This window comes from Gottschalkiaceae bacterium SANA (genome assembly GCA_036323355.1).
Lineage (GTDB): Bacteria > Bacillota > Clostridia > Tissierellales > GPF-1 > GPF-1.
In genome coordinates this window covers 1218302-1232588 of sequence record AP028876.1, presented here as the reverse complement: position 1 = coordinate 1232588, position 14287 = coordinate 1218302, and the positions used below count along the sequence as shown (strand labels likewise).

Here is a 14287-nt window from a genome sequence, read left to right as displayed (position 1 = left end):
TAGGCACGTACGGGATTCTCCCGTTATCGAGAAGCTGATATGATTGTATCCGCAATGAGAGGGTTGTATAACCTAAAACTAGAGTGGAACCGCGAGATAACACCTCGCCTCTTAATTGAGGCGAGGTGTGTTTTTTATTGAAAGGAGAAAACAATGATTGTCAATAATTTAATTGAACTGATTGGACATACACCCATGGTGAAACTGCAGAAAATCACTCCAAAATCCGGGGCTGAAGTATATGTGAAGCTAGAAGGAATGAATCCAGGTGGCAGCGTCAAGGACCGAGCCGCATTGGGCATGATTGAAGCCGCAGAGAAAGCTGGAACACTAAGGCCGGGCATGAAAATCGTTGAACCCTCCAGTGGCAACACAGGCATTGCTCTCGCTCTAATTGGTCGCTTGAAGGGCTATGACATTACCATTATCATGCCAGATAGCATGAGCGAAGAACGCCGCCAATTGATTACCGCCTACGGTGCGCATCTTGAATTAACACCGGGATCCAAGGGCATGCAAGGTACCATCGACTTAGCCCTCTCCATGCAGGAAAGAGATGCAAATGTTTTTATCCCCTATCAATTTGTCAACAAGCACAATCCGTGCAAACATTATGAAACCACGGCAGAAGAAATTCTAGCCGACCTTCCTAAAATTTCAGCCTTTGTTGCAGGCGTAGGTACAGGTGGTACGATTACAGGCGTTGGTAAGCGTCTAAAAGAAGAAAACCAAGAGATTCAGATTATTGCTGTCGAACCTGAAGAGTCCGACGTGTTGTCAGGTGGAACTCCCGGTCCCCATAAGATCCAAGGGATTGGTGCAGGCTTTATCCCAGAGATCTATCGTGCGAAATACGTTGATGATGTGCTAACCGTCACAACGGAGGATGCCTTGGCCTTTGCCAAACGATTGGTTAAAACTGAAGGACTGTTTGTGGGTATCTCCGCCGCAGCCAACATTCTGGCGACCCTGCGTTTAGCAGAGTCCTATCAGGCTGGCGATCAGCTTGTGACGATTGCCCCAGATGGAGGCGAGAAATATCTTTCTATGGGAATTTATGCGTAAATAAAAAACGGAGAAAGAGGCTTTCCTCTTTCTCCGTTTTTCTCTTTTCGCTAGTACTATACGCTTGCTTTTTTCACTGCATTTACTGTCCAGTCTGTCAAAGAAGTGATCGTCATTTCTTTCATAGAGCGTACGTACGTTTCCAAGTTATCATTTGCAAACGGTGCTGTCCAACGTTCTGAAACTGAGTCCAATCCGTTCATAATACCAAGTATGCTTAAAATCTGTGCCGCATTGCAATCCACATCTTGACCCAATTTCCCAGACAAGATTAAGGTACGATCAAAGTCGCCATCACCATACCACATAGCAACTACTTCCGCTGCAGCATTGGGATAGGTGTGAATCCAGTTGAAGGTTGTTACACGCTCTTCACAAGCCGTCCAAGCTGGTCGCCAGTCTTCATTTGACTGACATTGATCCAAAGCAAAACGCACAACCTGCGTATACTCCGCTTCAGCAGGCAATCCATCAATCACGTCTACTAGCATGGCACGTATATCCTTACGCTCATAAGCCATTGCAGCCAGCATGGCATTGAAGACCTCGCCAATAATCCCATTACTAATATGAGAAACTTCTCCATCTTTCCAAGCCAATTCAGCGGCTAGTTTTGCATTTCCAGGAGCCGCCATGCCACAGATTACTCCGCGCATCTGTGCACCAATCCATTCATTAAATGGATTGTGAAGACGTCCTGATTCAGGTGGCATGATGCCCAATCGAATATTATCGAGAGCAATCTGCTCGGCAGACCAGCCTGCCGGTACTAAAGCCAACCATTCCGCCGCAATATTGCGGGAAGTAACGCCGTATCCTTCTCGATCAAAGGCATTCAAAAATGCCAATTCGTAGGTTATATCATCATTCATAGTATTAGGGGTACGAACATACTCATCCATTTCCCCAAACTTTTTCTCCAATTGTTCCGTCGTATAGCCTTCCAAAGCTGTTCCGTATGCGGCTCCAATAATCTGTGTCATCCATCCAGCATATGTCTGTTTCCAGAAATGTTGGCTTGTTACATCACAGGCGATGGTTTCAGGAAATCTTGTTTTTGCTGCAAAATCTTCAAAAGTCGAATACAATTCTGTTTTCCAGTAGCCATGCTCTGCATTGACCTTGGCTTCATTCACCCGATTTTTAAGGATGGCAGAGATCCGGTTCAAGGCAACCATGTCATCGTTTTTCACAGCCTCTTGACCCGTATAATACAGATCCATTCCTCCCTCGACAATCTTTCCTTGATTTTCAACGGCCTGGATGGATGCCAATGCCAAGCTTTCCGGCGCAAACGATCCCGGCACATTGCTGTTCCAATACAATTTCAACATAAAATCAATCTGACGCTCCACCTCATTGTAAGCGTCCCAAGTTTGCTCTTCTTCCGCCAAACGAACCGGAATCGCTTGATCGGTAATCTTGCGTGCTTCTTCCCATGCTTTCATCTTCCACTCTCCTTCTTTTTTCTCAGCTTATCCGAGATTTCTCTTTATATACTAGGACATTCGTCCTTTTCTTAATATGCATGCCTTATAATCGCCATGAAAAAACAGCACAAATTTCGTGCTGTCTTTATTCCATCAATATTACTTAACTCTTAGACTTATCTAAAATAACTCTAGGATCGATGGGGCATCCCAATTTACAATAGCTAAAAAGCCCACCAATAAAAAATTAAATAGCGCCAGACCAAGCGGTTTTGATTGTTTGCTGTGTTTATAGTATTGATAAGCGTTCCAAACAATCACGATTTCCATTGGAATCAGGATCGGTATGGTCACCTCTCGAATCGGATAAACAAATAAAACAAAGACAAAGAAAATAAGCCATGCAAAATATCCAAATCGATCCCGTTTCATTTCTCGATCCCTTCTGGGATAACTCCCACTTTGATAATGATCCTCCTTTGCCAATCGATAAATTCGAATGGTAAACCAAAGCGTTAACACAAGGTGAATTCCATTCAACAAAACAATCATCTCATCACTCCTCATCTTTACTATACCCATTCATTTTCTTGTTTTTTTTGAGGTGTAAAGATTTAATCCAAACGATTAAACGGTCAATCGATTCCATGTGATCACATTTGCAACAACGACAATGATCCAGAAGAGAATCACAAATAAAATCGGCTTCACCTTCTTATAGATCCGATAGTGCTGAACCGCTGTCCACGTATAAAATGCTAGCAGAACACCCAAAAACGGAGCCGTTAGCCATTTAATCGGATATAGATTCATAGCCAAAATATATGAAAACATTAAAACAACAAACAATACGCTGTCTTTCCAAGTGGTTTTCCCTTTTGCCGGGTATGCCCCTTCCTTAAAATTATCAGCTTTAGCTGTTCGATAGGACCGATAAATCAAGATGATCATGCTAACCAAATACATTCCATTATAGATGATTTTCATACAACTTTCCTCCAAAAATAGGTTCGCATATTTTCTCTATTTTCGTGTTTCGCTAAAAGTAATCTTTTCTCGCCATACTTCTATCAACGTGCCCGTCAGAGACTTTGTATTGAGCTCCATTTCTTGGACATCCTTTGCGGGCATCCATCTTGCTTCATGCAGTTCCTCATAATCCACGGTTAAGGTGCTGTCCCCGTCCAAGTCGGCAAAAAAACCAGAAAGCAATCCGCCTGTAATCCCCCAGGGCTGGCTATCGAAGTATTTGATGTTCTTAACCCTCACACCGGTTTCTTCCATGACTTCTCGTTTTACAGCCGCTTCCAAGGTTTCGCCGACTTCCACAAACCCCGCCACCAAGGCATATCGCTTATGGGCACGGTTTGCATACTTGGTTAACAATAACTCGTTTGCATTAGATACCGCCACAATCACCACCGGACTAATTTGTGGGTAGATTCGATTGCCGCAATGCTTGCAGGTTTTGGCTCGTTCGTCGGTTCTCGCTTCCATTGGCTCACCACAGGCACCACAAAATTTTGTTTTCTTATACCAGTCGTAAATGTGCGAAGCTGTGAGGGTGATATATGAAAATTTGTCCGACCGGTTAGAGAAAATTTCACTTCTTGAGCATGTCAAAAATCTCTCACTGAACCCTTCCGGCAATTGGCCAATCAAAACAAAATATTTTTCATTCTCGATAGAAAACAAGTAATAAAAATCCTGATCGCCCCACTCAACACCTTCATTTTGTAAGTCTTTATAGATAAAAAAACACTCATCATCTTGAGATCTCAAGATAGAATTTCCCTTGTTGTCAAACAGTAAGACCTTGTCATTTATAGAAATTTTCGCGTCTTGATATTCAATGTTGATTTGTTCACTTAACCCTTCCTGATACATCTGCTGTCCTTTCTAATTCTCTGTTTATTCTTACACTTTCATATTTTAGTATTTTATCACAGTTTATGTCTTTCAACTTCTTAATCTTAAATTCTTTCTCTTACTCCATTCATCGATCCCCATACCCTTCAAAATTTTGCATACAAAAAGAAGGCCGAAGCCTTCTTTTTAATCTTGTGGATCATACATTAACATATACCTGACTGATCCACACCTAAGTGGATCATACTTTAACATATACTTGACTGATCCACACCTAAGTGGATCATACTTTAACATATACTTGACTGATCCGCCTCCGCCCTCAACCTTCGGTTAGTTCCTAACCTCCATAACGGCGGATAGTACAAGGTTATCGCAGTCGCTCTATCTTCGCCTGCGGATTCGCTTCGCTTTATCCGCCTAAATAAGCGGATCTTACATCGCTGTTTGCTAATAGTTCTTTGGCATCGCCAGACATGACAATCTTACCTGTTTCCAAAACATAGGCACGGTCCGCAATGGAAAGTGCTCGTGTTGCATTCTGTTCAACAAGCAATACCGTTGTTCCCATCGCCTTAATGTCTTCAATAATCGAGAAGATCTGGTCAACCAAAATCGGTGCTAGACCCATGGATGGTTCATCCAAAAGAATCAACGTCGGGTTTGACATCAATGCTCGTCCCATGGCCAACATCTGTTGTTCGCCACCTGAAAGAGTACCCGCCAATTGACCCATTCGTTCCTTTAACCGTGGAAAACGGGTAAAGATTTTTTCCATATCTCTTCGAATCTGAACGGTATCACTTCGAGTAAAAGCGCCCATTTGCAGATTTTCTAATACCGTCATCTGCGCAAAAATTCGTCGCCCCTCCGGTACATGAGCCATACCCATATATACAATTCGATGCGCAGGAACTGAGTTGATTTCCTCGCCTTGAAATTTCACAAATCCTTCAGTTGGCTTTAGAATCCCCGATATCGTATGCAGAATTGTCGTCTTCCCAGCGCCATTGGCACCGATCAAAGAAACAATCTCCCCTGGCTTTACATCAAAGTCGACGCCCTTGATCGCATGAATCTTGTCATAATATACATGTAGATCTCGTACTTGTAGCATGCGTCTCCCCCTAACTGCCTAGGTATGCACCGATAACCTGTTCGTTTGAACGGATTTCTTCTGGTGTTCCCTTGGCGATAATTTTTCCATAGTCGATTACAATTAGTCGTTCGCAAATCCCCATAACCAAATTCATATCATGCTCAATCAACAAAACGGAAATCTGAAAATGATCACGAATAAAGTGAATGGTGTCCATCAATTCCTGGGTTTCCTGAGGATTCATACCAGCAGCTGGCTCATCTAGCATCAAGATCTTGGGATTGGTTGCCAATGCACGAGCAATCTCTAACTTACGCTGTTTTCCGTAAGGTAAATTTTTCGCCTTTTGCTCGGCATACTCTTCCATTTCAAAGATTTTTAGTAGCTCCAGTGCTTCTTTTTGCGCCTTGGCTTCCGCATTATCATACTTCTTGCCACGCAGAATTCCTGCAAAGGTTCCATACTTAATTTCATGATGAAGTGCAATTTTCACATTTTCAATTACCGTTAGTTCTCTAAATAAACGTATATTTTGAAAGGTTCTTGCGGCACCCATCTGTACAATATCATATGGTTTCTTGCCTACAACACTCTTTCCGTCAACTTGAATGTCACCTTCCGTTGGAAGATAAACACCCGTCATCATATTAAAAATAGTGGTTTTCCCCGCACCGTTCGGTCCGATCAAGCCAACCAATTCTTGTGGATTGATATCAATGGAGAAATGATCAACCGCTTTCAAACCGCCAAAGGAGATCCCTATGTCCTTACAACTCAATAGACTCATTCTTCTCCTCCTTCCACAACCGGTTTTTTCAATCGTTTCATCAAAGCTTGGATAGAAAATTCACGTTGTCCAAAAAATCCACCTGGCTTAAAGATCATCATAACAATCAATAATGCCGAGTAAAGAAGCAAACGATACTCCGAGAAGGATCGAAGGGCTTCCGGCAAAATGGTTAATGCGATCGCAGCCACAACAGAACCCGTTAACGATCCCATGCCCCCCAAAACAACAATAACCAAAATCTCAACAGATTTCATAAAGTTGAAGGTCTTTGGATCCAAAACCGTCATATAATGTGCAAATAAGCCGCCACCGATACCGGCGAAGAAGGCCGCCATCACAAAGCCCAATAGTTTGTACTTGACCGTTGGAATACCAACAGCTTCTGCAGCAATCTCATCCTCACGAATCGACATAATCGCACGACCCTGTTTGGAATTGGTAATCGCATAAAGAACAAATACAACCAGCACACAAACCCAGAATACCAGGTTGAAACCAGCCAACTTTGGAATTCCTTTCAAGCCTCTAGCACCACCCGTTATGTTCAGGTTAAAGAGTAGAACTCGAATGATTTCGCCGAATCCCAGGGTGATAATACCTAAATAATCCCCTCGCAAACGCAGAGCAGGAATACCAATCACAACACCCATCAAACCAGCGGCAATACCACCAAGCAATAAAGAAAATAACAATTGAACCGATCCAGTCATGCCAACGGTTTTTGTCACAATTGCTGCCGTATAGGCGCCAACCGCCATAAAGCCTGCATGACCCAGAGCCAATTGTCCCAAAAATCCTGTCGCCAGATTTAAGCTTGTTGCTAAAATCACATTGATCAAACATGCGATCATAATGCCTTCATAATAACGGTTTATCACTTTCAACTTAATTAGTACGAATAATATCACATAAACAGAAAGTACTAAGCCTAAATTTATGACAATGCGTTTTCTTTTTTCTGTCATCGCTTACACCTTCTCTCTTGTATTCTTGCCAAGCAAGCCTGATGGCTTGACTAGTAATACGAGAATCAAAATGCCAAATACTACAGCATCAGACCATTGACTGGATATATAGCCTTTCGTCAAACTCTCCACGATTCCCATAATAAATCCACCGATCATCGCACCTGGAATGCTGCCAATTCCGCCCAAAACAGCGGCAACAAAGGCCTTTAGGCCTGGCATCATACCCATATAAGGCTCAATTTGTGGATATGCAACTGCATACAAAACTCCACCAAGGGCGCCCAGTGCGGAACCAATGGCAAAGGTAACGGAAATAATACGGTTAACGTCAATCCCCATTAGGGTTGAAGCCGCTTTGTCTTGAGACACAGCACGCATTGCTTTTCCGGTTCTGGTTTTCTTAATAAATAATTCCAAAAGAATCATAAATCCAACTGCCAGTACTAGTGTAACAATCGTCAAATAGCTAATTTGTACCCCGCCTAAATTAATTGCTTCCTTAGAAATAACAGGTGGCATTTTTCGTGGATCCGGCCCGAATAACACCAGTGCGATATTTTCTAATAATAAACTCATTCCGATCGCTGTGATCAAAGCTGAAATTCTCGGAGCATTCCGCAAGGGCTTATAGGCGATTCGTTCAATCACAACCCCCAAGAACGCACAAAATACCATTGATACCAATAATGCGAGTGGAAAAGGTAACCCCCATAATCCAATCGCGAAAAAGCCTACATACGCACCGAGCATCATAATATCCCCGTGTGCGAAGTTAATCAGCTTTACAATTCCATATACCATGGTGTAACCCAATGCGATCAGCGCGTAGATGCTGCCTACGTGGATACCATTGATTAACTGCTGTATGAATTGCATGTCGCATCCCCCTTCTTTAAACAGAAAGAAGAATAGGAGAGATGAGTCTCTCCTATTCTCGCATCCCGTTCATCGTTTCTTATTTTGCACCAAACTTACCGTAAAGCACATCTTTTCCATCTTCAATTGTAATGATTGAAATACTCTTCTCTGGATTTCCGTCCGCATCGAATACGATGTGGCCTGTAACACCGTCGATTGATGTGTTACCCATAGCTTCAATAATCGCTGCTTTGTCTGTAGAACCTGCAGACTCAATCGCTGCGAACATGATTTCTGCGCCATCATATCCCAAGGCCGCCAAAGCATTTGGTGCCTCACCATATTTTTCTGTGTACTCAGAAATAAATGATTGAACAAACTCATCCGGGTCATCTTTTGCATAATGGTTTGCGAAGTATCCGCCTTCAACTGACTCTGGAGAAACGCCTAAAACGCCATCCCATCCATCAGCCCCAACCAAGGTTGCATCTACGCCAACTTCCTTAGCTTGATCAGCGATCAAACCAACTGTATTGTAGTAATCTGGAAGGAACAAGACATCCGGAGCTTCTGCTTTTACATTTGTCAAAAGTGCTTTAAAGTCCTTGTCAGTTCCGCCAGTGTAGCCTTCTACTGCAACAATTTCACCGCCAGCTGCTTCGAATGCCGCAACAAATGCGTCTTTCAAACCAACCGAATAATCATCCGCTGTATTAAACATAACAGCCGCTTTTTGTGCTTTCAATTCATTAAATGCGAATTGGCCGATTACTTTGCCTTGATACGGGTCAATAAAGCATGCGCGGAAGATATTGTCACCAATTGGTGTAATCTCCAAGTTGGTTCCTGTAGGTGTAATCATCGGTATGCCAGCTTCCACTGCCAATGGAGCAATCGTTAATGATGTTGAACTGATAACCGCACCAATAAATGCGTCGATTCCATCATTATCAACCAATCGGTTAAATGCATTAACAGTTTCAGTCGCGTCACCTTTGTTATCGTAGGAAATCAGTTCAATTTGCTTCCCCAAAATACCGCCAGCTGCATTTCGTTCTTCAACAGCCATTTCAACTGCGTTTTGCACTGCTTGACCGTAAACTGCTACTTGGCCAGTTGTTGGTGCAATGAGACCAATTTTCACCGTCTCTGCTTCTGTATCGCCGCCTGAACATCCTGCAAATGCGCCGAGGACCAATGCCACCAAAATAAATAATGCTACGTATTTTTTGCCTCTCATATCAACCATTCCTCCTTCTCGATTTCACTTTCCTCTGCTAAAGCAAAAGAAAATATTTCTTTAACTATATTACATTTTGTTCATAAACACAAGAAGGTTTTTTAAAATATGTTTTCGGCTGACAGTCAATCGTTTTTTTTAGAGGCTTTGTATTCATTTTTCTCGTTTTTATTATTTTGCGTCAAATTTTCCATAAAGTGTATCGACACCATTAACAACATGAATAATTGAAATACTCTTCACAGGATTACCGTCTGCATCAAATTGAATATGTCCGGTAATACCTTCGTAATCGGTTGCTTGCAAGGCTGCTACCACTGCATCTGAATCTGTTGATCCAGCTGTTTGAACCGCTTCAATCATAATCATAGCCGCATCGTAGCCCAACGCTGAGAATGAATTTGGCATTTCACCTGTTTCTGCTTCAAATTCTGTAATAAAAGCTTGTACATTTTCAGCCGGGTCATCCTTTGCAAAATGGCTCGCATAATATGCGCCTTCAACCGCTCCGTCTGTTACGCCCAAGACTCCGTCCCAGCCATCTCCACCGATCAAAATTGATTCGATGCCCAATTCTTTGGCCTGCTCAGCGATTAAGGAAACCGTATTATAATAATCCGGTAAGAACAAAACGTCTGGTGCTTCTGTTTTAACATTCGTTAGAATCGACTTAAAGTCTTTGTCTTGTCCGCCTGTATATCCTTCGAAGTTTGTAATGGTCCCGCCAGCCGCTTCAAATTCTGCTTTGAATGAATCTGCAAGGCCTGTAGAGTAGTCATCAGCTGTATTAAACAAGATGCCGACACGCTTTGCTTTCAACTCTTCTGCAGCAAACTGTGCCATAACAACACCTTGATAAGGATCAATAAAACATGCGCGGAAGATGTTGTCGCCAACCGGTGTAATTTCTAGATTTGTTGCCGTTGCTGAAATCATAGGAATTCCAGCCTCTACCGCCAATGGTGCAATTGTCAACGTCGTTGAAGAGATTACAGCACCAATAAATACAGAAATTCCATCGTTGTCAACCAAACGATTGAATGCATTGACAGACTCTGTAATATCACCTTTATTGTCATAACCGATCAATTCGATTTGCTTGTCCAACAAACCACCCGCTGCATTTACATCTTTCACTGCCATGCGAACAGCTTGATCAACGGCCTGTCCATAAACCGCTACCTGACCAGTTGTCGGTGCAATCGTTCCAATTCGAATCGTATTCGATTCCTCTGCTGCACCACCACATCCAGCAAATGTCAGTACTACCATACTCAAAATCAAAAATAATGCTGTTTTTTTCATCTTTTGCTCCCCCTATTTCGTTTTTGTCATATGTTTTACATATGCCTAATACATTAGCGTCTTTTTCGTCATTAATCAACCCTTATTTCGATAAAATCAGCAAAATCGAATAGTCGCAATTTCCATAAAATTCTTAAAAAGGAATAGTGATCAATATATCCGTTATGATAAGGGTAAAGATATGAAGGGAGGGCAATATGAAACGGACAAAAGTTTGGCTATTTATAATTGGAATTTTAGCATCCATTATCCTGACATCACTCTTGATAAACTTTACAAGCCGTTTGGAGAACGCTCACAAGAATGCGCTGAACAATCAAATGAAGGAACACTTTCTTGTCAAGAGCACGCAGGTTAAGTCACAACTGAATCTGCTCTCTAATCATATGACAAGTATAAGTGCCTTCGTCGAATCCACTCGTAAGGACCTTGATTTTGATGAACGATTTGAACGCTTCGCTTCTAATAATCAATCTTTATTAAAAGGGATCAAGAATTATTCGGTCGCACCAAACGGAATTCAACGCTATGTCTATCCACTTGAAGGAAACGAAGAAACCTTGGGCCACAATCTATACGACGATCCCCGAAAAGATGTGCAAGACGCGCTTCAACGCATGCAGGAAACGCGCTCGGTTGTTATTAATGGACCCTATCCCTTGCGCCAAGGGGGCCAAGGACTTGTTTTGCGTTCACCCATATTTGAAAACGGTCAACTATGGGGTCTTGTTAACGTTGTCGTCGATCTTGATTACCTCATTTCCGAACTAAGCCTCGATGATGACCCCTATTTTAACTACACACTTGGAACAGAAAATACAGCCTTTAACGAGAGTGCCTCTCTATCTGGAGAGTCTCTTCAAACCATAGCTTTTCCCTATTTTGATCATATAATCGTTTTTTCCGGCCTGCCAAAGCATACACAATGGCCTATTGTCAGCTATCGATGGTTCCGCTTGCTGGGTTTTGTAAGTATTATGTCGATTCTTCTGCTTTATACACTGCTGTTGGTTCGAAATCATCATCTTGATAAACAACTGCTGCATGCCAGTTACTATGATGCTTTAACAGAATTGCCCAACCGCCGAAAAATGAATGAAGAAATTCAATCCTTGATCGATCAGTCGACCCATTTCTTTTTGATCTATCTAGATATCAATAACTTCAAAGAACTAAATGATGTACACGGCCATAGCATGGGCGATATCCTTCTAAAGGCCTTTTCCAGCCGCCTAAAAAAAGCTATGCTTCCAGATAACCTCTGCTTTCGCTGGGGAGGCGATGAGTTTATTTTAATTTATGTACTTCCCCATTCACCCGATGTCTTACTTGAGCTAAAATCTAAGCTTCGCCACCTGGAAAGTATATTAACGGATGAATATCACTTGGGCTCCATTCGATATCCACTTCGCCTCAGCATGGGAATTACACAACACCCCACTATGAGCGACCAAATCGATGGTTTGATCCAGCAGGCAGATACAGCTATGTATCATGCAAAACTCGTGGACCATACAAGCTATGCCTTCTATGAAGCAGCTATGTTTGAAAAATCCGAGCAGAGTCTGCAAATCTCTCTCGCCTTGCGCGATGTCTTGCAGAAAAAAGGATTAACTGCCTACTTCCAACCCCTGATCGACATTAATTCCGGCCGGATCATTGGAGCGGAAGCATTGGCGCGTTGGCTCGATGACAAAGGCAATAGCATTCACAATCCCAGTGAATTTATCCCAATTGCTGAACAGACCGGACTTATTAAGAAAGTAAGTTTCTGTATCATTCAGCAAAGTATCGATCTTATTGCCATGATTCGAGAGAAATTCCAAATCGATTTTCCCATTGCCGTTAACTTGGCTGGTACAGAAATTGATGATGAATTAATTCAATGGATTCACGAGCAAATGGATGTTAAGAATCTCCCCTATTCCTTATTGGAATTTGAAATTACCGAACGAATGGCAGTTGCCGCCATTCCACAGATGTACGAACATTTAAACGCCCTTAGATCCGATCATTTCCGTATCTCACTAGATGATTTTGGGACGTCACAATCAACTCTACGTCTTCTCCAAGATCTCCCCATTGATATCATTAAAATCGATCGACGGTTTGTAAATGGTCTGGTTTCTGCCGACACACGTGATGCAACCATAATCCGTTCGATCCTTGCCCTCGCACGCGAACTCTCTCTCGATGTCATCGCAGAGGGTGTTGAAACAAAAACGCAAAGAGATTTGCTGATTCAATTTGGATGCAAGCATGCACAGGGCTATCTATTTTATCATCCACAACCCATCGATCAATTGCTCCATCTTCTCGATGATTCAAAAAATTAGGTGCGCAAAAATAAGCATAAAACTTTCAAATAAAGAATTATAAAGAAAAGAGGCTTGAATTTTCTCAAGCCTCTTTTCCTTTATTTTCCGATATCTCTTCGTATTTGTTTGCCTTCAAATTTAATGGTATCCATTGCCCGATACGCTTTTTCATAGGCTTTGTCCAGGGTATTGCCCAGCGCTGAAACCGCAAGAACACGTCCGCCATTGGTAAACAACTTTCCGTCTTCTGCCTTGGTGCCGGCATGAAAAACCAGTTCACTACAAGCCTCTAGCCCTTCGATGATACACCCCTTGGTCGATGTAAGCGGATACCCCTTTGAGGCAGCCACAACACTGACACAAACCGCAGGATCCCAAACAAAATCCGACTTATGCAAATTCCCATCAAGGGTCTTCACAATCAAGTCCAACAGATCGCTCTTCAATCGTGGCAGAACCGATTGCGTCTCGGGATCGCCCAATCGTACATTAAATTCTAACACTTTCGGTCCGTCACTGGTCAACATTAATCCGATAAAGAGAATACCTTTAAAGTCCCAAGGCTCCGCTGCAAATCCCAATTCGATCGGCACAAGAATTTCTCTTTCAATTTGTTCCATCCATGCAGGCGTGACTTCTGGATTGGGAGAAACGCATCCCATACCACCTGTATTGGGTCCCTGATCATTATCAAAGATCCGTTTATGATCCTTTGCGCTCTCCATCGGAAACAAATGCTTGCCGTCACAGAAACAAAGCAAAGAGGCTTCCGTACCCTCCATAAACTCTTCGATCACAACCAGCTTTCCAGACTCACCAAAACGTTCCTTCACAAACAAATCATCCAAGGCTTCTTCAATCTCTGTTTGAGTAAAGCAAATATAAACACCTTTTCCAGCTGCAAGGCCATCTGCTTTCAAAACTACCGGCAAACTCATTTCATCCAAGTGCGCCTTCACCTCGGCTGCAGAAGACGCTTCCGAGTATCCTGCCGTTGGAATGAAATGGCGGTCCATGAACCGTTTCGAAAAGCTCTTGCTGCCTTCCAACTCCGCTGCCGCCTGTTTTGGACCAAAGGCTTTGATTCCTTCCGCCTCCAAGCGATCCACAATACCAATAACCAATGGTGCTTCCGGCCCCACAACAACTAAGTCCACTTGCTTGTTGTGGCAATAGGCAACAACGGCTTCCACATCCGTAGGATTTAAGTCAATATTTTCTGCAATCTCTTTGGTTCCAGCGTTGCCCGGTGCAACCAGCAGGCTGCTACACTGGGGGCTCTGCGCAATCTTCCATGCGATTGCGTGTTCTCGACCGCCGTTTCCCAATATCAATACTTTCATTA

Annotated in this window: 13 protein-coding genes and 1 other annotated feature (1 of these 14 only partly in view); of the genes, 2 read left to right on the top strand and 11 right to left on the bottom strand. The window is 42.8% G+C overall.

The annotated features are described in order from the left end of the window. Nucleotides 1-115, top strand: a binding site (T-box leader); it begins 117 nt to the left of the window's first position. A 38-nt stretch (nt 116-153) separates the two neighbouring features. Beyond that, the gene (cysK, locus tag AC25CA_RS05800) at nt 154-1065 is read left to right on the top strand and encodes a cysteine synthase A (RefSeq protein ID WP_486816108.1); all 912 of its coding nucleotides are present in this window, start codon (nt 154-156) and stop codon (nt 1063-1065) included. A 56-nt stretch (nt 1066-1121) separates the two neighbouring features. Here cysK and AC25CA_RS05795 read toward each other — a convergent pair whose 3' ends face one another. The 10 genes from AC25CA_RS05795 to AC25CA_RS05750 form a co-directional block, all read right to left on the bottom strand. Next, entirely contained in the window at nt 1122-2513 is a 1392-nt protein-coding gene (locus tag AC25CA_RS05795) for an ADP-ribosylglycohydrolase family protein (protein ID WP_486816107.1), read from the bottom strand. Between the two features lie 162 nt (nt 2514-2675). After that, nucleotides 2676-3047 carry a hypothetical protein gene (locus AC25CA_RS05790; protein ID WP_486816106.1) on the bottom strand — a complete coding sequence of 124 codons (372 nt, stop codon included), beginning with the start codon at nt 3045-3047 and terminating at the stop codon, nt 2676-2678. A 75-nt stretch (nt 3048-3122) separates the two neighbouring features. Continuing rightward, nucleotides 3123-3482: a hypothetical protein gene (locus tag AC25CA_RS05785; RefSeq protein WP_486816105.1), complete on the bottom strand. Its 360-nt coding sequence runs from the start codon at nt 3480-3482 to the stop codon at nt 3123-3125. Between the two features lie 36 nt (nt 3483-3518). Then, entirely contained in the window at nt 3519-4382 is an 864-nt protein-coding gene (gene nudC / locus AC25CA_RS05780) for an NAD(+) diphosphatase (protein WP_486816104.1), read from the bottom strand. A 394-nt stretch (nt 4383-4776) separates the two neighbouring features. Beyond that, nucleotides 4777-5481 carry an ABC transporter ATP-binding protein gene (locus AC25CA_RS05775; RefSeq protein ID WP_486816103.1) on the bottom strand — a complete coding sequence of 235 codons (705 nt, stop codon included), beginning with the start codon at nt 5479-5481 and terminating at the stop codon, nt 4777-4779. 10 nt (nt 5482-5491) lie between these two features. After that, the gene (locus tag AC25CA_RS05770; RefSeq protein ID WP_486816102.1) at nt 5492-6250 is read right to left on the bottom strand and encodes an ABC transporter ATP-binding protein; all 759 of its coding nucleotides are present in this window, start codon (nt 6248-6250) and stop codon (nt 5492-5494) included. Then, on the bottom strand, nt 6247-7218 hold the full coding sequence (locus AC25CA_RS05765; RefSeq protein WP_486816101.1) for a branched-chain amino acid ABC transporter permease: 972 nt from the start codon (nt 7216-7218) through the stop codon (nt 6247-6249). The genes AC25CA_RS05770 and AC25CA_RS05765 overlap by 4 nt, the downstream gene beginning before the upstream one ends. Nucleotides 7219-7221: 3 nt before the next feature. Further along, nucleotides 7222-8097: a branched-chain amino acid ABC transporter permease gene (locus tag AC25CA_RS05760; protein ID WP_486816100.1), complete on the bottom strand. Its 876-nt coding sequence runs from the start codon at nt 8095-8097 to the stop codon at nt 7222-7224. A 79-nt stretch (nt 8098-8176) separates the two neighbouring features. Continuing rightward, entirely contained in the window at nt 8177-9319 is a 1143-nt protein-coding gene (locus AC25CA_RS05755; protein ID WP_486816099.1) for an ABC transporter substrate-binding protein, read from the bottom strand. 171 nt (nt 9320-9490) lie between these two features. After that, nucleotides 9491-10624: an ABC transporter substrate-binding protein gene (locus AC25CA_RS05750; protein ID WP_486816098.1), complete on the bottom strand. Its 1134-nt coding sequence runs from the start codon at nt 10622-10624 to the stop codon at nt 9491-9493. A 197-nt stretch (nt 10625-10821) separates the two neighbouring features. Between AC25CA_RS05750 and AC25CA_RS05745 the strand changes: the two genes are divergently transcribed. Next, a complete protein-coding gene (locus AC25CA_RS05745; RefSeq protein WP_486816097.1) occupies nt 10822-12960 on the top strand; it encodes a bifunctional diguanylate cyclase/phosphodiesterase in 2139 nt (712 codons plus the stop codon). A gap of 80 nt (nt 12961-13040) precedes the next feature. Here the strand turns inward: AC25CA_RS05745 and purD are convergent, their stop codons facing one another. Beyond that, nucleotides 13041-14285 carry a phosphoribosylamine--glycine ligase gene (gene purD / locus AC25CA_RS05740; protein ID WP_486816096.1) on the bottom strand — a complete coding sequence of 415 codons (1245 nt, stop codon included), beginning with the start codon at nt 14283-14285 and terminating at the stop codon, nt 13041-13043. Nucleotides 14286-14287: the final 2 nt, after the last annotated feature.

Bases quoted from the DNA above. Each gene is read 5' to 3' on its own strand.
- cysK (WP_486816108.1), top strand. From the start codon at position 154: ATGATTGTCAATAATTTAATTGAACTGATTGGACATACACCCATGGTG.
- AC25CA_RS05795 (WP_486816107.1), bottom strand. From the start codon at position 2,513: ATGAAAGCATGGGAAGAAGCACGCAAGATTACCGATCAAGCGATTCCG.
- AC25CA_RS05790 (WP_486816106.1), bottom strand. From the start codon at position 3,047: ATGATTGTTTTGTTGAATGGAATTCACCTTGTGTTAACGCTTTGGTTT.
- AC25CA_RS05785 (WP_486816105.1), bottom strand. From the start codon at position 3,482: ATGAAAATCATCTATAATGGAATGTATTTGGTTAGCATGATCATCTTG.
- nudC (WP_486816104.1), bottom strand. From the start codon at position 4,382: ATGTATCAGGAAGGGTTAAGTGAACAAATCAACATTGAATATCAAGAC.
- AC25CA_RS05775 (WP_486816103.1), bottom strand. From the start codon at position 5,481: ATGCTACAAGTACGAGATCTACATGTATATTATGACAAGATTCATGCG.
- AC25CA_RS05770 (WP_486816102.1), bottom strand. From the start codon at position 6,250: ATGAGTCTATTGAGTTGTAAGGACATAGGGATCTCCTTTGGCGGTTTG.
- AC25CA_RS05765 (WP_486816101.1), bottom strand. From the start codon at position 7,218: ATGACAGAAAAAAGAAAACGCATTGTCATAAATTTAGGCTTAGTACTT.
- AC25CA_RS05760 (WP_486816100.1), bottom strand. From the start codon at position 8,097: ATGCAATTCATACAGCAGTTAATCAATGGTATCCACGTAGGCAGCATC.
- AC25CA_RS05755 (WP_486816099.1), bottom strand. From the start codon at position 9,319: ATGAGAGGCAAAAAATACGTAGCATTATTTATTTTGGTGGCATTGGTC.
- AC25CA_RS05750 (WP_486816098.1), bottom strand. From the start codon at position 10,624: ATGAAAAAAACAGCATTATTTTTGATTTTGAGTATGGTAGTACTGACA.
- AC25CA_RS05745 (WP_486816097.1), top strand. From the start codon at position 10,822: ATGAAACGGACAAAAGTTTGGCTATTTATAATTGGAATTTTAGCATCC.
- purD (WP_486816096.1), bottom strand. From the start codon at position 14,285: ATGAAAGTATTGATATTGGGAAACGGCGGTCGAGAACACGCAATCGCA.